The 22,599-nt window shown below is 72.5% G+C and carries 17 protein-coding genes; 12 read left to right on the top strand and 5 right to left on the bottom strand.

From position 1 onward, the window contains the following. Positions 1-22: 22 nt before the first annotated feature. The 12 genes from CVS47_RS12290 to CVS47_RS12235 all read left to right on the top strand — a co-directional run bounded on the left by CVS47_RS12290 (position 23) and on the right by CVS47_RS12235 (position 17,182). Entirely contained in the window at positions 23-1,207 is a 1,185-nt protein-coding gene (locus CVS47_RS12290) for a pyridoxal phosphate-dependent aminotransferase (RefSeq protein ID WP_127096338.1), read from the top strand. Continuing rightward, a complete protein-coding gene (locus CVS47_RS12285; RefSeq protein WP_127096337.1) occupies positions 1,204-2,226 on the top strand; it encodes an LLM class flavin-dependent oxidoreductase in 1,023 nt (340 codons plus the stop codon). Before CVS47_RS12290 ends, CVS47_RS12285 begins: the two co-directional genes overlap by 4 nt. Then, the gene (locus CVS47_RS12280; protein WP_127096336.1) at positions 2,223-3,869 is read left to right on the top strand and encodes a DUF885 family protein; all 1,647 of its coding nucleotides are present in this window, start codon (positions 2,223-2,225) and stop codon (positions 3,867-3,869) included. The genes CVS47_RS12285 and CVS47_RS12280 overlap by 4 nt, the downstream gene beginning before the upstream one ends. Before the next feature lie 259 nt (positions 3,870-4,128). After that, a complete protein-coding gene (locus CVS47_RS12275; RefSeq protein ID WP_164734651.1) occupies positions 4,129-5,913 on the top strand; it encodes an ABC transporter substrate-binding protein in 1,785 nt (594 codons plus the stop codon). A gap of 40 nt (positions 5,914-5,953) precedes the next feature. Beyond that, a complete protein-coding gene (locus CVS47_RS12270) occupies positions 5,954-7,798 on the top strand; it encodes a dipeptide ABC transporter ATP-binding protein (protein WP_127096334.1) in 1,845 nt (614 codons plus the stop codon). Then, the gene (locus tag CVS47_RS12265) at positions 7,795-8,850 is read left to right on the top strand and encodes an ABC transporter permease (protein ID WP_127096333.1); all 1,056 of its coding nucleotides are present in this window, start codon (positions 7,795-7,797) and stop codon (positions 8,848-8,850) included. Before CVS47_RS12270 ends, CVS47_RS12265 begins: the two co-directional genes overlap by 4 nt. Beyond that, complete coding sequence (locus CVS47_RS12260; protein WP_127096332.1) at positions 8,847-9,806, top strand: ABC transporter permease; 960 nt, start codon at positions 8,847-8,849, stop codon at positions 9,804-9,806. Before CVS47_RS12265 ends, CVS47_RS12260 begins: the two co-directional genes overlap by 4 nt. 13 nt (positions 9,807-9,819) lie before the next feature. Further along, positions 9,820-10,224 carry a PPOX class F420-dependent oxidoreductase gene (locus tag CVS47_RS12255; protein ID WP_127096331.1) on the top strand — a complete coding sequence of 135 codons (405 nt, stop codon included), beginning with the start codon at positions 9,820-9,822 and terminating at the stop codon, positions 10,222-10,224. Continuing rightward, on the top strand, positions 10,221-13,388 hold the full coding sequence (locus CVS47_RS12250) for a glycosyl hydrolase (RefSeq protein WP_127096330.1): 3,168 nt from the start codon (positions 10,221-10,223) through the stop codon (positions 13,386-13,388). The genes CVS47_RS12255 and CVS47_RS12250 overlap by 4 nt, the downstream gene beginning before the upstream one ends. A 63-nt stretch (positions 13,389-13,451) precedes the next feature. Continuing rightward, complete coding sequence (locus CVS47_RS12245; RefSeq protein WP_127096329.1) at positions 13,452-14,516, top strand: extracellular solute-binding protein; 1,065 nt, start codon at positions 13,452-13,454, stop codon at positions 14,514-14,516. A 9-nt stretch (positions 14,517-14,525) separates the two neighbouring features. Then, complete coding sequence (locus CVS47_RS12240; protein ID WP_127096328.1) at positions 14,526-16,091, top strand: ABC transporter permease; 1,566 nt, start codon at positions 14,526-14,528, stop codon at positions 16,089-16,091. Continuing rightward, the gene (locus tag CVS47_RS12235) at positions 16,088-17,182 is read left to right on the top strand and encodes an ABC transporter ATP-binding protein (protein ID WP_164734650.1); all 1,095 of its coding nucleotides are present in this window, start codon (positions 16,088-16,090) and stop codon (positions 17,180-17,182) included. The genes CVS47_RS12240 and CVS47_RS12235 overlap by 4 nt, the downstream gene beginning before the upstream one ends. A gap of 75 nt (positions 17,183-17,257) precedes the next feature. Here CVS47_RS12235 and CVS47_RS12230 read toward each other — a convergent pair whose 3' ends face one another. The 5 genes from CVS47_RS12230 to CVS47_RS12210 all read right to left on the bottom strand — a co-directional run bounded on the left by CVS47_RS12230 (position 17,258) and on the right by CVS47_RS12210 (position 22,509). Then, entirely contained in the window at positions 17,258-18,931 is a 1,674-nt protein-coding gene (locus tag CVS47_RS12230; protein ID WP_127096326.1) for a DUF885 domain-containing protein, read from the bottom strand. Beyond that, the gene (locus tag CVS47_RS12225) at positions 18,928-19,674 is read right to left on the bottom strand and encodes an HpcH/HpaI aldolase family protein (protein ID WP_127096325.1); all 747 of its coding nucleotides are present in this window, start codon (positions 19,672-19,674) and stop codon (positions 18,928-18,930) included. The genes CVS47_RS12230 and CVS47_RS12225 overlap by 4 nt, the downstream gene beginning before the upstream one ends. A gap of 75 nt (positions 19,675-19,749) precedes the next feature. Next, complete coding sequence (locus tag CVS47_RS12220; protein WP_206502620.1) at positions 19,750-20,916, bottom strand: 3-hydroxyacyl-CoA dehydrogenase; 1,167 nt, start codon at positions 20,914-20,916, stop codon at positions 19,750-19,752. Positions 20,917-20,960: 44 nt separating this feature from the next. Beyond that, positions 20,961-21,710, bottom strand: a complete 750-nt coding sequence (locus tag CVS47_RS12215) for an SDR family NAD(P)-dependent oxidoreductase (protein WP_127096324.1) — start codon at positions 21,708-21,710, stop codon at positions 20,961-20,963. Between the two features lie 13 nt (positions 21,711-21,723). Then, positions 21,724-22,509 (bottom strand): SDR family NAD(P)-dependent oxidoreductase, encoded by a 786-nt coding sequence (locus CVS47_RS12210; RefSeq protein WP_164734649.1) that lies wholly within the window; start codon positions 22,507-22,509, stop codon positions 21,724-21,726. Between the last annotated feature and the right edge of the window lie 90 nt (positions 22,510-22,599).

Raw genomic sequence — 22,599 nt, 5'->3', positions numbered from 1 at the left:
AGAGTCCGCCGAGAGGACGCCTGTGCCGCACGTCACCCCGAACGCCGGAAGGCTGCCGCACTCCGGCATCCGCGAGATCGTCGATCTCGCCCTGAACTCGACGACGCCGATCATCCGCCTCGAGATCGGCGAGCCCGACTTCCCGACGCCGGCGCACGTCGTCGAGGCGGCGTTCGACGCCGCGCGCAGGGGATCCTCGTACGTCCAGACGCCCGGCATGCCGATCCTCCGCGAGGCGCTGAGCGCCCGCCTCACCCGCACGTACGGGGTCGACGCTCCGATCGAGCGCGTGCTGATCACCCACGGCGCCGTCCAGGCGGTCGACGCGCTGATGGCCGCCGTGGTCGGCCCGGGCGACGAGGTGCTCATCCCCGATCCCTCCTGGCCGAACTACGAGATGCAGGCGACTCTCCTCGGGGCCACCCCCGTGCACTACGCGCTGCGCGCCGAAGACGGATTCCACCCCGACGCCGGGGAGATCGCCGCGCTCATCACGCCGCGCACGCGGGCGATCGTCCTCAACTCGCCGAGCAATCCCACCGGCGCGGTGACGCCGCCCGAGACGGTCGCGGCGATCGTCGAGCTCGCCGTCCGCCACGATCTGCTGATCATCAGCGACGAGGTCTACGACGAGATCGTCTTCGACGGCGGGCACACGCACGTAGCCGCGCTCGCGCCCGATCACGTGGCATCCGTGTTCAGCTTCTCCAAGACCTACGCGATGACCGGCTGGCGGGTCGGCTACGCGCTCGTGCCGTCGTGGATCGCCGACACCGTCGTGCGCATCCTGGAGCTCGAGACCTCGTGCGTGTCGAGCGTGACGCAGGCGGCGGCGCTGGCCGCGGCGACCGGTCCGCAGGACGTGGTGACGCAGATGCGCGAGGCCTACCGCTCGCGCCGAGACGTCGCCGTCGACACCCTTCGCGCGGGCGGCGTCGACCTGATCCGTCCGGAGGGGGCGTTCTACGCGATGGTGCCGCTCCCCGACGGCGTCGAGTCGCGGACCGCCGCGCTCGAGCTCGTCGGCGCCGGCGTCTCCTTCGCGCCCGGCTCGGCCTTCGGCCGCAACGCCCCGCATCACCTCCGCATCTCGCTCGCGACCTCGGAGGCGGGCATCCGGGAGGGTCTGCGACGCTTCCTCGCCTGGCGCGAGGATGCCGCGCTCGGCGATCCCGCGGGGCGCGCCCTGGACGGGGCGAGCCGATGACGGATGCCGCGGCGCCGACGACGCGCTTCAGCCTGCGTGTCAACAACGACCTCGACCTGCCGACCCTGACAGGGTTGGCCGTCGCCGCGGAGGAGGCGGGGATCGACCAGCTCTGGGTCTCGAACGACCTCATGCTGCGCAGCGCGCCTGCGCTGCTCGGCGCCCTCTTCGAGCGCACGACGACGCTGCACCTCGGCATCGGGATCATGAATCCGTACTCCGTGCACGCGGCGGAGATCGCGATGGTCGCCGCCACCCTGCAGGAGCAGTCCGGCGGCAGGTTCCTCCTCGGCCTCGCCGCCGGGTCGGGCGAGTTCCTCTCCTGGATCGGGATCGATCAGCCCAAGCCCCTTACCGGCACGCGGGAGGCGCTGCGCAGCATCCGGGCCCTGCTCGCCGGCGACCGGCCCCTCGATGTCCCCGGGGCGGGGGAGGGATGGACGCGCGACGCGTATCTGCGTCTGAAGCCGATCCAGGTGCCCATCTACATCGGGGCGATGAGCCCGAAGATGCTGGCGTTGGCGGGCGCGGAGGCCGACGGGGTCCTGGCGCTGCTGTTCCCGCCGGAGCACTTCGAGACCGCGTCCGCCCTGGTCGCCGCCGGCGCGGACACGGCGGGCAGGCGTCTCGCGGATCTGGACATGCCGGCCTGCGTCTGGCTGTCGATCGACGAGGACCGCGAGCGCGCCGACCGCGCCCTCGCGCTCAAGCTGGCCTACTACGGCGCCGCCTTCTCGCCCTATCTCCTCGCGCGGGCGGGACTGGCCCCGGAGGACTTCGGTCCCGCCGTCGACGCCCTGCGCGACGGCGACGAGGAGCGCGCCATCGCGTCGATCACCCCGCAGATGCTGTCGCTCGGCATCTCCGGCGACCCGGCCACGGTGATCGACCGGTGCCGGGCGCTGCAGCGCCTCGGCGCCACCCATCTGTCCTTCGGACCGCCCCTCGGGCCGGATCCGGTCGCATCCATCCGTCTGCTCGGGCAGAGCGTCCTCTCGGAGATCAGGAGACCCGCATGACCACCGCCGACCTCATCGCCCTCTCGGACGACATCGAGGAGTGGGCGCGCGCGTGCGCATTCCGGTCCTCCGACGACATCCCACGGCTGCGCCGCACTCCCGGATGGATGCCCGACATCACTCCCGAATCTGTGGAGAAGCGGCGCGCGGACGTCGCGGCGTTCCGCGCACGGCTCGACACCGTCACGGGCGATCTGGACGCCCAGGACGTCGCGTCGCAGGTCGACGCGCGACTCCTGGCCTCGGTGCTGAACCGGGCGGTCTGGGATCTCGACGTGCTGCGCAACTGGGAGCGCGACGCGGTGTTCCTCGTCGGCCAGATCCTCGGTCCGTGGTTCGACCTGCTCCTGCCGCTGCCGCCCTACTCCGGCGAGGTCGAGCGCGGCCTCGTCGCCGTCGCGTCCGCCATCCCCGCTCGCGTCGGGCTCGCACGCGACAACCTGTCGCATGCGGGAGTCGCCGATCTCGCGCGCGTCGCGTCCATCGAGCTGCAGGACATCGACGCCCGCTTCGCCGCCTCCGTGGAGGGGCTCGACGGCGTTGTGTCGGGTGAGACGCTCGCCGAGCTCCGCGCGCTGGCCCCCGCGGCAGGCGAGGCGCTGGCCGGGTTCGGGTCCTGGCTCGCGTCATCCGCCGCAGACTTCGCGCCGTCCGTGCCGGTCGGTCGCGACCGGTTCGTCTGGTTCCTCCGCAACGTCGCCTTCATCGCCGACGAGCCGGAAGACCTCGTGCGCGCCGCGCAGCAGGACTACCGCCGGGCGGTGCTGGCCGAGCTGGTGACCCGGAACCGGTTCCGCGACCTTCCGGCGGACGAGATCGCGGCATCCATCGACGCCCAGGTGGAGCGGCAGGTGGCGCAGGAGGCGGAGGTGCGGGCGTTCTCCGACCGCGAGGGCCTGCTGACGCAGCCCGACACGCTCCGCCGTTACCACGTGGCCGAGATGCCCCCGCGCATCGAGCCCCTGCGCTTCCTCGGCGTGCCCGACGACCTGACCGACCAGGACCGGCTCGACGTCGACGGGGTCTCCTACATGCCCCGGCCCCGGCCGGATCTGCCGTACTTCTACGCCGCGAACGCCCGCGACCCTCGTCTGGGGATCATCCACGAGGGGGCGCACTACAAGCAGCTCGCGATGTCGTGGGCCCACCCCGACCCGGTGCGTCGCCGCTACGTCGACTCCGTGGCCAACGAGGGCATCGCCTTCTACAACGAGGAGCTGATGCTGCTCGCCGGGCTCTTCGACGACGCGCCGCACTCGCAGGAGGTCGTGCACAACTTCAACCGGCTCCGCAGCCTCCGCGTGGTGGTCGACATCAACCTCGCGACGGGGGCGTTCACCCTCGAGGAGGCCGTCGACTTCTTCGTCTCGCTCGTGCCGATGGACGTCGAGACCGCCCGCGAGGAGTGCGCGATGTACCTCGCCACGCCCGGGCTGGCGATGTCGTACCACGTCGGCAAGCAGGCGCTGCTGCGGCTCGTGACCGACGCGATCGTCGCCCAGGGAGACGCGTTCTCGCTGCGCGCGCTGCACGATCGCGTGTGGGCCAACGGCAACGTGCCCTTCTCCCTCCAGCGCTGGGAGATCCTCGGCGACCGAGGCGACCTCGACGTCATCGAGCGATCGAGCGCGCCACTGAGCTGAGCGCCACAGGTGAGGAACGCGACATGTGCTCAGGTGGATGCTGCGGCTCCGGCGTGCGCGCAATCGTGATGGGTCCGATATCGTTCGAAAACCCGACCTGTGGCTACACTTGGCAAAGAGAAACCACGCGCAGTGTTGAGCGTGCGTTGTAGCGGTTCTGTAACGTGCCAGACCTTGCAGTGAAATATCCCGACGTCAGAGTGGACACATGTCCGCCGGCATCCGTCGGGTTCATGTCCCGCCCCTGAGAGGAAAGTCCATGCCTCACCGATCACGGTCAGCTCTGCTGGCCGCCGTCATCGCCGTCCCCGTCCTGCTGCTCAGCGCCTGCTCGGCCCCCCAGGGTGGTGGGGGCGACGCCGACGTCGAGGCCACCACCGGCGGAACGCTGAAGCTCGCCGGCAACTCCGACGTCCTGTACCTCGACCCCGCGGCGGCCTACTCGGCTCCCGACTACCAGATCCACCGCGCGCTGACCCGCACGCTGTTCGCCCAGGTGCCGGGCGAGGGCGACACCGACGCGACGGAGATCGTCGCCGACCTGGCGACAGAGATCCCGACGCGCGAGAACGGCGGCATCTCCGAGGACGGCACGGTCTACACGATCGAGCTGCAGGAGGGCGTGGAGTTCGACGCCCCGAGCGGCGCGCGCGCCATCACGGCCGAGGACGTCGTGCTCGCCGCGAAGCGCATCTGCAACCCGGTCTCGCCCTCGAACGCGCTGTCGTACTTCACCGACACGATCGTCGGACTCGCCGCCTACTGCGAGGGCTTCTCGGCCGTCGACCCGAGCGTCGACGCCATCAAGGCCTATGTCGAGGGCAACGACATCGCCGGCGTGCAGGCCACGGCCGAGCGCACCGTGCAGTTCACGATCACGCAGCCGGCCGCGGACTTCCTCGACATCCTCGCGCTCGGCGTCTTCCTCGCGCCGCAGCCGGTCGAGTACCTCGACTACCTGCCGGACTCGCCCGAGCTGCGTCAGAACATCATCTCCTCCGGCCCGTACCGGATCGCGGAGTACGTTCCCGACCAGAGCTTCACCCTCGAGCGCAACCCCGTGTGGAAGGCCGACCTCGACCCCGTCCGCAAGGCGAACGTCGACGCGATCGAGATCGCGATGGGTCAGGATGCCGCCGCCGTGCAGCAGCAGCTGGAGGCGGGCACCGTCGACATGCAGTGGGCCGACACCGTCACCCCGACCGCATCCGTGCCGGCGCTGCTCGGCACGAAGGACGAGCGCCTCGTGATCGGCGGCGACGGAGCCATCCGTCCCTATGTCGTGATCAACACGCTCAGCCCGAACGCCGACGGCGCGTACGGCAAGACCGCCGTGCGCCAGGCGCTCAACTTCGCCGTCGACCGCTCCGCCGTGCAGCAGATCCTCGGCGGACCCGGCCTCGCGGCCGTCGCGACGCAGATCCTGCCCCCCGAGGTGCTCGGCACGGAGCAGGCGAACGTGCTCGGCGTACCCGAGAGCGGCGACCCCGCGAAGGCGAAGCAGATGCTCGCCGACGCCGGCTACCCCGACGGCGCCCCGGTGCGCCTGCTCTACCGCGAGACCGAGCCGTACGCCTCGATCGCCGCGGCGATGCAGCAGGACCTCCAGGCCGCCGGCTTCCAGGTGGAGATGAAGGTCACCACGCAGAACGCGTTCTACAGCGAGTTCCTCCTCAACCAGGACATCACCGAGGCCGGCGAGTGGGACATCGCCATCGCCGCGTGGAGCGCCGACTACTTCGGCGGCCGCCCGTACCTGGTGCCGATGCTGGACGGTCGCGGCTACGCCGCCGGCTCGCCCAACTTCGGAGGCTGGAACAACGAGGAGTTCAACGGACTCATCGACGAGGCGCTCGCCGCAGCCACGCCGGAGGAGGCGAACGAGGCCTGGATCGCCGCGGACGCCGTCGCGACGGAGGAAGCCGCCTGGATCCCCGTCACCTTCGCCCGCACGCCGGTGTTCCACTCGAGCCGCGTCGGCGGCTTCGAGTACCTGGCGTGGACGAAGAACGGCGACGTCACGAATGTGTTCATCAACGAGTGACCGACGCCCGATAGGGACCGTCTGATGAAGGAGATGCCACGTGCTGCTGGAAGTTGAAGATCTCGACGTGTCGTTCGACACGGGGGATGGGCGACTGCACGCCGTGCGTGGCATCTCCTTCGACCTCGACGAGGGGGAGACCCTCGGAGTCGTGGGGGAGTCCGGCTCCGGCAAGTCCGTGAGCACGCAGGCCATGGTCGGTCTGTCCAGCGGCGCGATCGTCTCCGGGCGCGCGATCTTCGATGGGCGAGACCTCCTCACGATGGGTGACGACGACCTCCGCGCCGTGCGCGGCCGGGGGATCGGCATGGTCTTCCAGGATCCGCTGTCGTCGCTGCACCCCCAGTTCCGCGTCGGCGCGCAGATCGCCGAAGCCATCCGCGTCCACGAGAAGACGTCGCCCACGCTGCTGCGCTCCCGCGTGATCGACGTGCTCGGCGAGGTGGGCATCCCCCACCCCGAGAAGCGCATCGACGACTTCCCCCACCAGTTCTCCGGCGGCATGCGCCAGCGCGTGATGATCGGGCTCGCCCTCGCGCTGCGGCCCTCGCTGCTGATCGCCGACGAGCCCACGACGGCCCTCGACGTCACCGTGCAGGCCCAGCTGCTGGAGCTCATGAACTCCCTCCAGCGCGAGCACGGCACGGCCATCCTCATGATCACGCACGACCTGGGGGTCGTCGCCCAGGTGGCCGACCGGGTCATCACGATGTACGGCGGCCGCATCGTCGAGCGCGGCACGCGCGCCGACGTGCTCGACCACCCGCACCACCCCTACACGCGCGGTCTCCTCGCCTCCGTGCCGCGCGTCGGCTCGCAGCGGACCGTGCTGCAGTCCATCCCCGGCAATCCGCCGAGCCTCCTCATCGAGCAGCCGGGATGCCCCTTCGCCGCGCGCTGCGCGCTGGTGCACGACGCGTGCCTCCACGGCTTCCCGGAGGAGAAGCCGGTGAGCGCCGGCCAGCGCTCGGCCTGCGTGCTGCCGGCCTCGCACGCGACCCCCGTCGTCCTGCCCGTCGTCCAGGCGCCGCCCCCCGTCGCGGCGGGGGAGCGCGACCTGCTCGCCCGCATCGAGGACGTCCGGATCTCCTTCCCCGGTGCGCGCAAGGGCCTGCTCGGACTGACCAGCGAGACGATCGTCGCCGTGGACGGCGTGAGTCTCGACATCCCCCGGGGCGGCACGCTCGGCATCGTCGGGGAGTCCGGCAGCGGCAAGTCGACCCTCGCCCGCGCGCTGACGGGACTCATCCCGTTGACCGGCGGCCGCGTCGAGTTCGAGGGACGCGACATCTCCCGTCTCAGCCGCACGCAGCGGCTCGCGCTGCGACGCGACGTGCAGATGGTGTTCCAGGACCCGTACGGCTCGCTCAACCAGCAGCGCCGCGTCGGCTCGATCATCGCCGACCCGCTCATCATCCACAGCGCCGTCCCGTCGTCGGGTCTGCGCCCGCGGGTGCAGGAGCTGATGGAGCTCGTCGGCCTCAACCCCGAGCACTACAACCGCTTCCCCGCCGAGTTCTCGGGCGGGCAGCGTCAGCGCATCGGCATCGCGCGCGCGCTCGCCCTGAACCCCAAGCTCGTCGTGTGCGACGAGCCGGTCTCCGCGCTGGACGTGTCGATCCAGGCGCAGATCCTCAACCTGCTCGGCTCGCTCCAGTCCGAGCTCGGCCTCACCTACGTCTTCATCGCGCACGACCTCGCCGTCGTCGAGCACATCGCCGACACGGTCGCCGTCATGCACCGGGGCGTCGTGGTGGAGCACGGCACGGTGGAGGAGGTCTACCGCTCGCCCCGCGAGGAGTACACGCGGGCGCTCCTCGCGGCGGCACCGGATCTCGAGACGACGCCCGCCCGCACGAACGACGGACGGGAGCGCCGCGCATGAGTCCCCACGACCCCGCCGACCCCCGCGTCGAGGTGGAGCCCGCCGAGGAGTCGGGCATCATCGACCAGCACCCGGACTCGGGGCTGACCGTGCAGGCCCCCGTCGCCGCGCGCAGTCCGCTCCAGCTCGTCTGGAGCCGCCTGCGCCGTGACACGACGGCCATGGTCTCCGTCGCGGTGATCCTCCTGGTCATCCTCGCCGCCCTCGCCGCCCCCCTCATCGCCGCATGGATCGGCCACGGCCCTGACGAGCAGTTCCGCGACGACGGACTGACGGAGTTCGGCACACCGGTCGGCCCGAACGGACAGTTCCTCCTGGGCACCGACAACCTCGGCCGCGACGTGCTGGTCCGCCTCGTCTACGGCGCGCAGGTCAGCCTCATCGTCGCCTTCGCCGCCACGCTCGGCGCGCTGGGCATCGGCACGATCGTCGGGCTGGTCGCGGGCTTCCTCCGCGGCTGGGTCGACACGGTGCTCACCTGGCTGATGGACACCACTCTCAGCCTGCCGCAGCTGCTGTTCGCGATCTCGCTGGTCGCGCTCGTGGGCCCGTCGCTGGGCACGACCGTCGTGGTGATCGTGCTGTTCTCCTGGGCGCCCATCGCCCGCGTGGTGCGCGGGCAGGTGCTCTCGCTCCGGGAGCGCGAGTTCGTCGAGGCCGCCCGATCGCTCGGAGCGTCCAACTGGCGCATCATGCGCGTGGACGTGCTGCCCAACCTGCTCGTGCCGATCCTCGTCTACGGCACCCTCCTGATCCCGCAGGCGATCGTCTTCGAGGCGACGCTGTCGTTCCTCGGCCTCGGCGTCCTGCCGCCGACCGCCACCTGGGGCAACATGCTGTCGATCGCGTCGCAGGGCTCGCTGTACACGATCGCTCCGTGGCTGGTGATCTTCCCGTCTGCGGCGCTGCTGGCCGTGACGCTCGCCTTCAACCTCCTCGGCGACTCCATCCGCGACGCCCTCGATCCGCGGCAGACGCTGTTCGCCGGTCGACGGAAGCTCGCCCGCACCCGTGCGGCACGCCGCGCGGCGAAGGCGGAGGCCCGCGCATGATCCGCTTCCTCAGCCGGCGGGTCGTGTCCGGCATCCTGACCCTGCTCGCCATCAGCGCGATCATGTTCCTCCTCTTCTACGTCGCGCCCAACGACCCGGCACGCACCATCGCCGGCGTGCAGGCGACGAACGACCAGGTCGAGCTGGTGCGGGAGCGCCTGGGCCTGGACCTGCCGATCGTCGAGCGCTACCTCCTCTACATGGGCGGCCTGCTGACCGGCGACCTCGGGTACTCCTTCTACAACCAGCAGCCGGTGCTGGAGTCGATCGTGCAGCGCCTTCCCGAGACGGCGTCGATCGCCGTCGGCGGGCTCGCGCTGGCGCTCCTGATCGGCGTCGGCATCGGCATCGGCGCCGCGCGCCGCCCGGGCTCCCTCCGCGACCGTCTCAGCACCGTGTTCGTGCTGAGCGGACTCAGCGTGCCGACCTTCGTCGTCGGCCTGCTCCTTCTGTACGTGCTGTTCTTCCAGCTCACGGTGCTCGGGCTGCCCATCTTCCCGGCCGCGGGTTACGTCGAGTTCACCGAGAACCCGCTCGAGTGGGCGCGCCACCTGCTGCTCCCGTGGATCACCGTCGGCTTCGTCTCGGCCGCGACGTACGCCCGCCTGACGCGGAGCCAGCTGGCCGGCGTGCTGGGGGAGGACTACATCCGCACGGCCCGCGCCAAGGGGCTGGCCGAGGGCACGGTCGTCTACAAGCACGGGATGCGCAGTGCCCTCACCCCCGTCGTGACGCAGGTGAGCCTCGACATCGCCGTGCTGCTGGGCGGCCTGGTGGTCACGGAGCAGATCTTCGGGATCAACGGCATCGGCCGGCTCGCCATCCAGTCGGTGAACCGCGGCGACCAGCCGGTGATCATCGGCACCATGCTGCTGGCATCGCTGTTCGTCGTGCTCTCCTCGATCCTGGTCGACATCGTCTACGCCGCGCTCGATTCGCGGGTGCGCGTCAAGTGACAGGAGCATGCCGATGACCGGTCTGACCGACGACGCCCGACGCCTGGCGAAGGGACGCAACTTCGCCTCGCTCACCACACTCCGCGCGGACGGCTCGCCGACCGCGCAGGTGATGTGGGTGGACTGCGACGACGAGCACATCCTCATCAACACCGAGGTGCACCGTCTGAAGTATCGCCACATGCGGCGCGACCCGCGCGTGGCAGTTCTCATCATCGATCAGGAGAACCCGTACTCCTACGCGGAGATCCGCGGAGAGGTCGTGGAGTTCATCCTCGGCCCGCCCGCCCGCGCGCACATCGATGAGCTGTCGGAGAAGTACTTCGGCCGCCCCTACATCGCGGAGCAGATCGAGAGCGAACGCGTGATCTGCCGCATCCGTCCGGCCACCGCACCCGCGGGGAAGACCACCGCATGAGCCTCACCAGTCACGACGTCGCCACGCAGCTCGGCGACGCCGTCATCCACTGGCGCAGCGCCGGCCCGTCGCGGGGCGGCAGGGTCGTCGCCGTGGCGGGCGACCCGTCGGATCGCTCGCGGTTCTGGATGGGCGCCTGCTCGGGCGGCGTGTGGATGACCGACGACGCCGGCCAGTACTGGCGCCCGATGAGCGACGGCTTCCTCGAGACGGCCTCGATCGGGGCCATCGCCGTGGCCGAGTCCGACCCCTCGGTCGTCTGGGTGGGCACGGGCGAGTCGTTCGCGCGCAACAACGTCGTGCCCGGCGACGGGGTGTACCGCACCGTCGACGGCGGCCGCACGTGGCAGCACCTCGGGCTGGACGCGACCAAGCACATCGCGAAGGTGCGCGTGCACCCGCGCGACGCCGAGACGGCGTTCGTCGCCGCGACCGGCGATGTGTTCGGACCGAGCCCCGAACGCGGCGTCTACCGGACGACCGACGGCGGCCTCACGTGGGACCTCGTGCTCCACGTCTCCGACCGTGCTGGCGGCGCCGACCTGTCGATCGACCCGACCAATCCGCGGATCGTGTTCGCCTCCATCTGGCAGATGGTGCGGCATCCGTGGGACATCGTGTCGGGCGGCGAGGACTCGGGTCTCTGGCGCTCCGTCGACGGCGGGGACACGTGGGAGCGCATCTCCGACAACCCCGGCTTCGCGACGGGTCTGCTGGGCCGCATCGGCGTGACGGCCAGCCCCGCCCGCGCCGGACGGGTCTGGGCGCTCGTCGAGGCGATCGGCGGGCAGGGCGGCGTCTACCGCTCCGAGGACGGCGGCCTCTCGTGGGAGCAGGTGTCGCAGGAGCGCTCCGTGCAGGGCCGGCCCTGGTACTACAGCCACATCATCGCCCACCCGACCGAGGCCGACACGGTGTGGAGCATGAACACGTGGGCCTGGCGCTCGCGCGACGGCGGTCGCACCTTCCAGCAGGTGCAGACCCCGCACGGCGACAATCACGACCTCTGGATCGACCCCGCGGACCCGAGCCGGATGATCAACGGCAACGACGGCGGAGCGTGCGTGAGCGTCAACGGCGGCATGACGTGGTCGTCGATCTACAACCAGCCCACGGCGCAGTTCTACCGCTTCGACATCGACCACCGTTTCCCGTACGACCTCTACGCCACGCAGCAGGACAACTCCGGCATCCGCGCGCCCTCCCGCTCGTGGAAGGGCGCCCTGCGCTGGCCCGACTGCGTCGAGCTCGGCGAGGCCGAGGCGGGCGACGTCGCGCTGGACCGCTCCGACCCCCGCTTCGTGATGCTCGGCGGCGCCGGCTTCGGCCACCCCGGGCCCCTTCTGCGCTTCGATCAGGTGACGGAGCAGGCGCGCGACGTCGCCGTGTGGCCCGAGTACTTCATGGGCATCGGCGCGAGCGAGATGCGTCACCGCTTCGGCTGGACGTACCCGATCGAGTTCTCGCCGCACGAGCCGGGCGTGCTCTACGTCGCCGGCGAGCGGGTGTTCCGGTCGCCGGACGGCGGCATCACGTGGGCGGCCATCAGTCCCGACCTCACGCGCGACGACGCGTCGAAGCAGCGCCCCACGGGCGGCCCCATCTCGGGCGACTCCACGGGCGCCGAGGTGTACTGCACGATCTACGCCTTCGCCGAGTCGCCCCTGACGGCCGGCGAGCTGTGGGTGGGCACCGACGACGGCCGCGTGCACGTTTCCCGCGACGCCGGCGGCGCCTGGACCGAGCTGCACGTGCCGGGTCTGCCCGAGTGGGCGACCATCGCGCGCATCGAGCCGTCCGCCCATCGCGCCGGCACGGCGTACCTGGCCGCCCACGCGTACCGCATCCAGGACACGCGGCCGCTCGTGTGGCGCACCGACGACTTCGGTGCGACGTGGGAGCCGATCGTCGACGGGCTGCCCGACGGGGAGTGGGCCCGCAGCGTCCGCGAGGATCCGGTGTCGTCCGACCTCCTCTACCTGGCGACCGAGCGCCGCGTCTGGTTCTCGGTCGATCGCGGCGCGACCTGGGCGAGCCTGCGCGGCGACATGCCGTCCGTGCCGGTCTACGACATCAAGGTGCGCGACCACGAGCTGGTCGCCGGCACCCACGGCCGGGCGTTCTGGATCCTCGACGACGTCACCCCGCTGCGGGAGGCGCGCGGCACGGCGGGCGACCCGGCCGTCTTCTTCACCCCTCCGCTCGTGCACCGCTACGCCACCCCCGACGGGTTCGACATGCCCGGTGAGGGGTCGTGGGTGGGAGGCTTCCCGGGCGTCCCCCTCGGCGGCGCGACCTTCACGCGGCGGAAGAACCCCGACGGCAGCGTCGAGTCCGTATGGCTCGACGGCGGGAAGAACCCGCCGAACGGTGCGCAGCTGATCTACCGGCTGGCGGACGCCGCCGAGACGGTGACGCTGTCGGTGACGGATGCCGCGGGCACCGTCCTGCGGAGGTTCTCGTCGACGGCGCCGGGCGACCGCGACCTGGGGCCGGCGGAGCTCCTCGCCCGCGAGGCGGGGACCCACGCGTTCCTGTGGGACCTCCGCATCGAGCCGGCGCTGACCGCGCCGCGGGACGGTTCGCCGCGCACGGTGATCCACCCGGGACCGCGGGTGCCCCCGGGCACCTACACGCTCACCCTCGACGACGGCACGCACCGGTCGTCGCGCGAGCTGACGGTCCTCCGGGATCCCCGTGGGATCGCCGACGACGCCGACCTCGAGGAGCAGTACCGCCTGCTCATCCGCATCCGCGACCTGCTCGGCAGGATCGGCGACGGCATCGGCTGGAGCGACGCCGCGCACACCGCGGTCAGCGACCTGCGGGAGCGCGTCGGCGACGGTGCGCTCGCCGACCGGCTGGCCGAGGTCGCCGCCGCGATCGACGCGGAGCGGCGGGTGCTGACGAACCCCGATCTGCAGAACCACAACGACGCGCTCAAGATGCCGGCAGGGCTCGATCAGAAGATCGTGCTGCTTCCCGAGATCGTCGTCGAGCTGTCCGACACGCGCCCGGTGCCCGGCGTGTACGAGGTGCTCGACCGATTCGAGACGGAGGCGGATGCCTCGCTCGACCGGCTCGATCAGCTCCGCACCGTCGACGTCCCGCAGCTGGAGGCCGCGCTGCGCGCGGACCCGGCTTTCACCCTCATCGCCCCCTGACGCCCCGGCGCCCGCCCCTCTTCACCCGACGGCCGGGCCGTCACCCCATCGGAGCCTCCCCGCATGCGCACGTCCCGCCTCACCGTCATCCTCCTCGCCGCCTCCCTCGCCCTCACCGGGTGTGCCGCCGGCTCCACCGCCGGCGGATCGGCGGCAGGCGGCGCGACCCCGGGCGGCGACGCGGCGACGGGCGGTGACGGGGCCGACCTCGTCGTGTACGTGGGCCGCAACGAGGACCACGTCCGCCCCCTCGTCGAGGCGTTCGAGGAGAGCACCGGCCTCCAGGTCGACGCCCGGTACGGCAGCACCGGCGAGCTCGCCACGACGATCCTGCAGGAGGGCGGCACTTCGCCCGCCGACCTGTTCTTCACGCAGGACCCCGTCTACATCGGAGCGGTCTCCGAGGCCGGCCTGCTCGCACCGCTTCCGGCCGACGTGATCGAGAGGGTCCCCGCGGGGATCTCCGGAGCCGACGGCGACTGGGTGGGCGTCACCGCGCGCCGGCGCGTGCTGGCCTACGACCCCGCGCAGACCCCGGATGCGCAGCTGCCCGCCTCGGTGTTCGAGCTGACCGGCGAACCCTGGCGGGGACGGGTGGGCGTGTCGCCCACGCACAGCTCCTTCGTCTCGTTCGTCGCGGCGATGGTCGCGATGCGCGGCGAGGACGAGACCCTGAACTGGCTCAAGGGCGTCGCCGCGAACGACCCGCAGATCTTCGACGGCAACGAGGAGCAGCTGCGGGCGATCGCGGCGGGCGACCTCGACACCGGGCTCGTCAACCACTACTACGTGCACCGCCTCGTGACCGAGGACCCGGCCTTCCCCGTGCGCAACCACTCCTTCGCCGCGGGCGACCCGGGCGACGTCGTCATGCCCACGACGATCGGCGCGCTCGCCGCCGGCGCGCACCCGGAGGCGGCGGTCGACTTCGTGCGCTTCCTGCTGTCGGAGGATGCCCAGCGCCATTTCCTCGAGGAGGTCGGGGAGTACCCGCTCGCCGACGGCATCGGCACTCCCGAGGGCGAGCGGCCCCTGGATCCGGCGCTCATCCGCGACATGCGCCTGCCGGAGGTCGCCGGCAACCTCGACGTCGCCACCGACCTCATCGCCCGCTCGGGGCTCATCTAGGGTGACGTGATGAGGAGCGCGCTCGGCCGGACGGCGACGGTCCTCGCGGTCGTCATCGTCGCCGGACTGTCGGTTCCGCCGCTGATCGTCCTCGTCGTGCAGGCGTGGCTGGGGCGCTCGGCCGCCACCGTGCCGGCATCCCGTCTCCTCGAGCTCCTCGGCAACACCCTCCTGCTCACGGTGCTCGTGGTGGCCGTCTCCGGGGTGCTGGGCACCACGACCGCGCTCCTGACACGGCGCACGTCCCTTCCGGGCCGCCGCATCTGGTCGGTGCTGGTCTGCGTGCCGCTGGTGCTGCCCGCCTACGTCTTCGCCGTGGCCCTGTCGGGCATGCTGGGCGGCGGCGGCGTGCTGACCGGCTGGCTCGCCCCGCTCGGAGTGGACCGGCTGCCTCCCGCGACCGGGCTGTGGGCGGCGACCGCGTGCCTGGCCATCGTGAGCGTGCCGATCGTGCACACCCTCGTGGGTGCGGCGCTGGCGCGTCAGGACCCGGCGCTCCTCGACAGCGCCCGGCTGCTCGGCGACGGGCCGATCCGGGCCTTCGTGCGGGTGACGCTGCCGCACCTGCGCGGCACCCTCGCGCTGGCCGGGTGCGTCGTGGCGCTCTACGTCGTGTCCGACTTCGGCGCCGTCTCGATGCTCCGCTACGACACGTTCACGCGCGCCGTCTACGCGCAGTTCCGCGGCCGGGTCGACCTCGCGCCGGCCTTCGCGCTGTGCGGGGTGCTCGTGCTCGTGGCGCTCGCGCTCATCCTCGCGCAGGCGGTGCTGCGGGGACGCGAGCGCGCGGTCGCCGCGCGGGCGCGGCCGATCGTCCCAGTGGCCATCGGCCGCGGAGCGATCCTGGCCGGCACCGCCGTGCTGGCCGCGGTCGTGCTGCTCTCGACGGTGCTGCCGGTGGCGACGCTGGCCACCTGGGCGGTGCGGGGCCTGGCGAACGGCGTGCAGCCCGGACCGGTGCTCGCCGAGGCGGGCAACGCCCTGTACTTCGCTCTGCTCGCGGGGGTGGTCACGACGGCGCTCGCGGTGCCCGTGGCCCTCGTCGCCCGCCGCCGCTCGCCGCTCGCCCGTGTCGTCGACGGACTGCCGTGGGTGACGCACTCCCTCCCGCACCTGGCCGTCGGGCTGGCCGTGCTCGTCCTGTCGCTCATCGGGCCGCGGGTGCTCTACCAGTCGACCACCACGCTCGTCCTGGCCTACGCGGTGCTCTTCCTCCCGCTGGCCCTGGGCCCCCTCGTGATCGCGCTGCGACGAATCGACCCCCGACTCATCGACGTCGCCCGCACCCTCGGCGATCCGCCGGTGCGGACGGCGCTGCGGGTCGTGGCGCCGCTGGTGCGCCGGTCGACGCTCGTGGGCGCGACGCTCGTCTTCTTCGCCGCGCTGCACGAGCTGCCCGTCACGCTCCTGCTGCGCCCGACCGGATCGGAGACGCTCGCCATCCGCGTCTGGGGGGCGATCGTGGAGGGGCAGTACACCACGGCGAGCATCGCCGCGCTGCTGATGGTCGCCCTGAGCGTCCCCCTGCTCGCCCTGCACGAGCGGTCGGCGGCGCGCGCGGCGGTGTCGGCGTGAGCGGGTCCGCGGTCGGCGCTCGCGCGACCGGCGCCCCTGCCCTGGCGGCGCGCGGGCTGGTCCGCCGTCACGGCGAGCGGATCGCGGTCGACCACGTCGACGTCGAGGTCGGTCAGGGCGAGATCGTGGCCCTCGTCGGGCCGTCCGGGTGCGGCAAGTCCTCGACGCTGCGGATCATCGCGGGACTGGATGCCGCGGCTCACGGCACCGTCGACGTCGCCGGTGTGCGCGTGACCGGCGGTCGACGGCCCGTGCCGCCGGAGGACCGCGGGGTGGGCATGGTGTTCCAGGACGACGTGCTGTTCCCGCACCTGAGCGTCGCCGCGAACGTCGGGTACAGCCTGCGCCGGGGGCAGTCGCGCGAGATCGTCGACGCCCTGCTCGACGTGCTCGGCATCGCCTCGCTGGCACCGCGCCTCCCGCACGAGATCTCGGGGGGCGAGGCGCAGCGCGCCGCCCTCGCACGCACCCTCGCCGCCCGCCCCGGACTCGTGCTCCTGGACGAGCCGTTCGCGCACCTCGACGCCTCGCTGCGCGAGCAGGTGCGCGGCGACATGATCCGCGCGCTCCGGCGCACCGACAGTGCCGCCCTGCTCGTCACGCACGATCAGGCGGAGGCGCTCGCCGTCGCCGACCGCGTGCTGGTGATGCGCGCCGGACGCATCCGCCAGAGCGGCACGCCGCGCGAGGTGTACGACCGCCCGGCGGACGCCTTCGTCGCGGGCTTCATCGGCCGCTCGGTCCTTCTGCCGGTGCAGGTCGACGGGGGCCCGTCGGCCCGCAGCGCGCTGGGCGATGTGGCGATCGCTCCGGGGACGCCCGCGGGGGATCGGCTGGCCGTGCTGCGTCCCGAGACCCTCGGACTCGTCGATCCGGGCGCGCGCGGTCGCCGGGGGACCGTCGTGGATGCGAGCTTCCGCGGCGCCGACGAACTGCTGCGCGTGCGGCTCACGCCACGGGCGGGGGAGTCGACCGGCATCGAGGTGGAGGTCGCCGCCTCCGCGCAGCACCGGACCGGCGACGAGGTGGCCGTCGCCGTGAGGCGGCCGGTGGCGACGGTCCGCGCCGACGGCGCCCCCGACCCGGCGTGAGCACCGACGGCGCCCGCGATCCGTCGGTGTGGGCAGACGGTGCCCCGACCTGTCGGGAGCGCCTGAGTCGACCGGTCAGTCCGCGAGCAGCAGGTCGCGCAGCGGGCCCAGCCCCATGGGGCCCAGGGCGAGCGCGTCGCGGTGGAAGTCGCGCAGCGGTGCGTCGTCGCCGTGGCGGGCACGCCATGCGGTGCGGGCGTCGACCCACAGCTTGGCGCCGACCTTGAAGGCGAGCGCCTGACCCGGGATGCCGAGGTAGCGGTCGACCTCGAACCGGGCCAGGTCGGGCTCGACGAAGGCGAACTCCTCGAGGAACTCGCGCGCGAGCTGCGGCGTCCACCGCGTCTGATCGGTGAGGGGCGTCTCGGGCACGGGCCAGTCGGTGTGCATGCCGATGTCGGCCACGATCCGGACGGCGCGCCAGATCTGACCCAGCACCATGCCGAGACGCTCGGCGTCGTCGCGGATCAGGCCGAGCTCGTCCGACAGCCCCTCCGCGTAGTGCGCCCAGCCCTCGGCGTAGCCGTGCACCTCGCACAGGTAGCGCTGCCAGGGGTGCAGGTCGGCGTTGGCGCGGTTGACCGTGTGCTCGAGGTGGTGTCCGGGCAGGCCTTCGTGATGGACGCTGGAGACCTCGTGCCACGTGGCGGCGAAGGGCACGCCGCTGGGGATGGTCCAGACGATGCGGCTCGGAACTTCCGCGTTCGGCGGCGCCGGGGTGTAGTAGACCACGCCGCTGGAGGCCTGCGACACGAGGCAGTCCACGTCCGCGATCGTCGGGGGCAGGTCGAACGCGACGCCCTGCAGGGCCCGCGTGGTCTCGTCGACCCGCTCACGGAGCCACGCGGTGATCGCGGGGACGCCCTCGAGGCGGTAGCGCGGATCCTCGTCGAGCAGAGCGCCCGCGGAGCGCACGGGGTCGGTGCCCGTGCCGCCGAGCCGCGACGCCAGATCGCGCGACTGCGCGACCAGCCGCTCCAGCTCGCTCCACCCGTAGGCGTAGACCTCCCGGAGGTCGACCGGGGTGCCCAGCATGCTCGCCACCATCGCCGGGTAGACGTCTTCGCCCATCGCGTCCTCCTCGGGGGCATCCGCCCGGAGGTCGTCCCGCAGGAAGCGGGCGAGGCGCGTCAGCGCCTCCGCCATCTCGCGCGCGGCCCGATCGGCGCGATCGGCGGCGGCGGAGGAGAGCCCCTCCTCGCGAGGAACGCGGCCGAAGTAGTCGGTGGCCACCCAGCCCTCCACCTGCTGGGCGAGGAGGTCGATCTGCCGGACAGCGGCGACGCCCGTGCCGGTGAAGCGACCTCGGCGTCCGAGCTCCCGTGCGCGCTCGAGCGCGCGGATGTAGTCGTCGACGGATGCCGGTGCCGCCTCCAGCCGCTCGAGGACGGCCATGCCGGCCTCGTCGTCGGAGATCGGGAGTCCCTCGATGCTCTCCAGGATGAGATGCACGGGGCTCGCGAGGCCCGCCACCATCCGGGGGGTGAAGCCCGTGTCGTAGAAGCCGCGGTCGCTGGTGAGCCGCTCCGTCATCGCCGAGCGCAGCACCGCGTCGTCGGCGTCGGCGGGCAGGCCGGCCAGTCGGCGCAGGGTCTCGCCCTGCAGCGCGTAGCGCTCCTCCAGCCACTCCGGCGAGAGGTCGGCGAGCGGCCGGGTCGGGCGCTCGCCGAGCGCCTGGGCGGCGGCGGGCTCGTGCGCGGCCAGCGCGCGGACGTACTCGTCGGCGATGCGGCGGACGGTGTCGGTCATCGGTTCTCCTCCGGGCGGCGGGCTGCGCCGCGGGTGTCGGCGACGAGCGCGGTGCCCGCGGCGGTGATGAGCTGCGTGTCCACGGCGACGGCGATCCAGGTGAAGCCGCGGCTGAGCAGGGCGTCGGCAGCATCCCTTCCACCGGCGAAGGCGCCCGCGACGGTGCCCGCCGCGCGACACGCGGCCACGATGCGGTCCAGCGGGTTGCCGGGCGTGCGGTCGGCGAGAAGATCCGCCACCTCGACGCCGAGGGCGATCGAGAGGTCGAAGGGGCCGACGAACACGATGTCGACCCCGGGGGCGGCGGCGATCGCCTCGACGTCTGCGACGGCGGTGGGGGTCTCGACCATCACCGCGCACGAGACGCGTGCGTTCGCCTCGGCGGGGGGCACGGTGCTCTCGCCGCGGTAGGCGGCCAGCGGCCCCCATGACCGGATGCCTTCGGGCGCGTAGCGGCAGGCGGCCGCCGCGGCGACCGCCTCCGCGGCATCCTGCACCATCGGCACGATGACGCCGGCAGCTCCGGCGTCGAGGGCCCGGCCGATGAGCGCGGGCGTGTTCGCGCTGACCCGCACATGGACGGGCACCGACGCCGCGGCGGGGACGGCAGCGATCACGCCGGCGTCGTCGTACAGGCCGTGCTGGGAGTCCAGCACCACCCAGTCGGCGCCGATTCGCGACATCAGCGATGCCGCGGCGGCCGTGCCGAGCATCGACCAGGCGCCGACCTGAACGGAGGACATCGCGTCAGTGTTCACAAACGATCAGTCTACGCTCGCTCGAGGTCGATGATGAGACGGTCAGAACCCTCAACAGCTTTACATACGCAACGATGAAACCGAGGACACCCGTTCGGTGCGAGAAGCGCCCGCGGCGGTGCGAGCGTCGTGCGCCGGGGCCTCCCGGTGCTCCGACGGAGTGGCGGGCGACGGCTTCGTGCCGTCGGCTGCTCCGTCCCGCCCGGGAGCGTCAGCCGGAGCCGGAGCCGGAGCCGGAGCCGGAGCGAGCGGATTGGCGAAGCCGCGCAGCAGCGAGGACAGCCGGATCATGGCACGGTCGCGCTCGCGCACGTTCTCCTCCCAGGCGGCGTGCGGCAGGCGGGACTCGATCTCCGTGGCGACCCGCTCGACGGTCTCGGGGCTCCACGGGTTCTCGGTGGCGCGCTCGACGCCGATGCGCGCGTAGATCGGCCCCAGCACCTCCGCGTGGCGGCGCAGGCCGCCCCGGGTGTTGAGCTCGCTCGTGGTGAAGGGGCCGATGACCGACCACCGCAGACCGAGTCCTTCCCGCACCAGGGTGTCGAGGTCGGCCGGCGAGACCACCCCGTCGCGCACGAGGCAGTACGCCTCGCGCAGCAGCGCTCCCTGCAGGCGGTTGAAGGCGAAGCCCTCGATCTCGTGATGGAGGACGATCGGCGTGATCCCGACCCGGCGCATCAGGGCGCTCGCCGCGGCGACCGTCTCCTCCGAGGTGAAGGCGGCCGGGACGATCTCGGCGATGCGCAGGATGTAGGGCGGGTTGCCGGGGTGCACGACGACGCAGCGGTGGCGGCCGGGGAGGCCGTCGGCGAAGCGCGAGGCCATGATCGTCGAGGTGGAGCTGGCCAGCACCGCGGCGGGGTCGGCGAGCCGATCCATCTCGGCGAAGAGCGCGTGCTTGACGTCGACGTCCTCGACGACGCATTCCTGCACGAACGCGGCGCCGGCGAGGGCCTCCTCCAGCGTCTCGGTGACGGCCACCCGCGAGATGACCGCGTCGACCTCCTCCTCGAGCAGGCCGGCTCCCGAGAGCTCGGCCAGCTTCGAGCGCACCTCCGCGATCGCCCGGGAGCGCACCGTCTCGTTCGCCTCGTGGAGGCGCACCCCCACGCCGGCGGCGGAGAAGAGCACGGCCCAGGCGACGCCGATCCCTCCGGCGCCGATGACGGCGACGGTGTCGGCGTCGACCGTCGGGTCGGGTGACGCGGGGCGGGAGGGTGAGGTCATGGGACGTCCGATTCGCAGGTCGTGCTCGTGGCGGCGGCACCGCGTCAGCGGATGTAGCTCGCGCCGTTCAGGTCGAGGGTGGATCCGGTCAGGCTGGGGCAGCGATCGCTCGCGAGGAAGGCGGCGAGCTCGGCGATCTCCTGCGCGTCCACGTGGCGGCCCATCGCGAGGCCGTCGGCGACCGCGCGGATCTCGTCGTCGTCGCGGTCGACCGTCCCCATGCCGGTGCCGACGGGGCCGGGGGCGAGGGTGTACACGCGCACGCCGTCGCGTGCCGTCGCGCGGGCGAGCGTCTGGGCGAAGTTGCGGAGGGCGGCCTTCGAGGCGGCGTAGGCGCCCAGGTCGGGCAGGCGCGACCCCTGCTGGGCGGCCCAGCTCGAGATCGCGATGATGGACCCCGACCCCCGCTCGGCGAAGTCGGCGGCCGCGGCGCGCATCAGGGTGGAGGCGGCGACGACGTTGGTCTGCAGCGACCGCTGCCAGCCGTCGTCCCAGTCCTCGTCGTCGGCGTCGAGAGCCGTGGGGACGAGGGTGGCCGCGTTGACCACGAGGGTGTCGATGGATGCCGCGGCCCGCGCGCGCCGCCAGAGATCGCGCGCCGCGCCGGCATCGGACAGGTCGGCGTCGAGCAGCTGGGCGAGCCCTCCGGGGACCGCCGTCTCGGCTTCGGCGCGGCGCTGCCGGTAGGTCCCGATGACGGCCGCGCCCTCGCGGGCGAAGGTCGCGGCCAGCGCCGTGCCGATGCCGCCCGAGACGCCGGTGATGAGCGCGGTGCGCCCGTCGAGCGAGGTCATCCCTCCGCCCTCCTCACGACAGGCCGCCGTCGACGGGCAGCAGATGTCCGGTGATCGCCGCCGCCAGGGGGCTGGAGAGGAAGAGCACCGCGCCCGCGACGTCGTCGGGAGTGGCGAGTCGCTGCAGGGCCGTCGCCGAGGCGGACGAGGCCAGCGCTTCGTCGCGGGTGCGGCCCGTGGCATCCACTCGGCTGTCGATGCGCGAGAGGAGCGCCTCGGTCGCCACCGGGCCGGGGGCGACGGCGTTGACCCGGATGCCGCGGGAGCCCAGGGCTAGAGCCGCGGAGCGGACGATGCCGAGCACCGCGTGCTTGCTCGCGACGTAGGAGAGGAGGTGCGCGTCGCCCTTCCACGAGTTGAGCGACCCGATGGCGACGACCGTGGAGCCGTCGGGCATGCCGGGTACGACCGTCTTGAGCGACACGACGATCCCCCGGGTGTTCACGCGCTGGACGCGGTCGAAGTCGTCGAGGTCGATGTCCTCGGGGGAGTGCCAGGACGGCACGACGCCCGCGGCGGCCACGAGGCCGTCGAACGGCCCGTTCTGCGCGACCAGGTCGGCGACCGCCGCGCGCATGGCGTGCTCGTCGGCGACGTCGGCGGACCGTGCCGGCCAGGGGCCGGCCGTCTCCGGCTCGCCCAGGTCGATGACGGCGCCGTGCGCACCGTGCTCGGAGAGCAGGTGCACGACCGCCGCGCCGATGCCGCGTGCGCCGCCCGTGACGAGGAAGCGCCGGCCGGTCAGAAGACCCACCGCTCGGACGGGCTCGCGGCCCGTCATCTCTGCGCCGTCGATCACGATGGCTCCCTCCTCGGATTCGTCAAACTGTACGATATGCGAACGAACAATCGCAATACGAACGATAGTGTGCGTATTGCGGACAATTGT

Source organism: Microbacterium lemovicicum (genome assembly GCF_003991875.1).
Taxonomy (GTDB): Bacteria; Actinomycetota; Actinomycetes; order Actinomycetales; family Microbacteriaceae; genus Microbacterium; species Microbacterium lemovicicum.
Note: the sequence above shows the minus strand (reverse complement) of the source record. Positions and strands in the feature narration are given on the sequence as shown.

Coding starts and splice junctions, on each gene's coding strand:
- CVS47_RS12280 (WP_127096336.1), top strand. CDS start 2,223: ATGACCACCGCCGACCTCATCGCCCTCTCGGACGACATCGAGGAGTGG.
- CVS47_RS12275 (WP_164734651.1), top strand. CDS start 4,129: ATGCCTCACCGATCACGGTCAGCTCTGCTGGCCGCCGTCATCGCCGTC.
- CVS47_RS12285 (WP_127096337.1), top strand. CDS start 1,204: ATGACGGATGCCGCGGCGCCGACGACGCGCTTCAGCCTGCGTGTCAAC.
- CVS47_RS12245 (WP_127096329.1), top strand. CDS start 13,452: ATGCGCACGTCCCGCCTCACCGTCATCCTCCTCGCCGCCTCCCTCGCC.
- CVS47_RS12250 (WP_127096330.1), top strand. CDS start 10,221: ATGAGCCTCACCAGTCACGACGTCGCCACGCAGCTCGGCGACGCCGTC.
- CVS47_RS12240 (WP_127096328.1), top strand. CDS start 14,526: ATGAGGAGCGCGCTCGGCCGGACGGCGACGGTCCTCGCGGTCGTCATC.
- CVS47_RS12230 (WP_127096326.1), bottom strand. CDS start 18,931: ATGACCGACACCGTCCGCCGCATCGCCGACGAGTACGTCCGCGCGCTG.
- CVS47_RS12265 (WP_127096333.1), top strand. CDS start 7,795: ATGAGTCCCCACGACCCCGCCGACCCCCGCGTCGAGGTGGAGCCCGCC.
- CVS47_RS12220 (WP_206502620.1), bottom strand. CDS start 20,916: ATGACCTCACCCTCCCGCCCCGCGTCACCCGACCCGACGGTCGACGCC.
- CVS47_RS12225 (WP_127096325.1), bottom strand. CDS start 19,674: ATGTCCTCCGTTCAGGTCGGCGCCTGGTCGATGCTCGGCACGGCCGCC.
- CVS47_RS12215 (WP_127096324.1), bottom strand. CDS start 21,710: ATGACCTCGCTCGACGGGCGCACCGCGCTCATCACCGGCGTCTCGGGC.
- CVS47_RS12260 (WP_127096332.1), top strand. CDS start 8,847: ATGATCCGCTTCCTCAGCCGGCGGGTCGTGTCCGGCATCCTGACCCTG.
- CVS47_RS12255 (WP_127096331.1), top strand. CDS start 9,820: ATGACCGGTCTGACCGACGACGCCCGACGCCTGGCGAAGGGACGCAAC.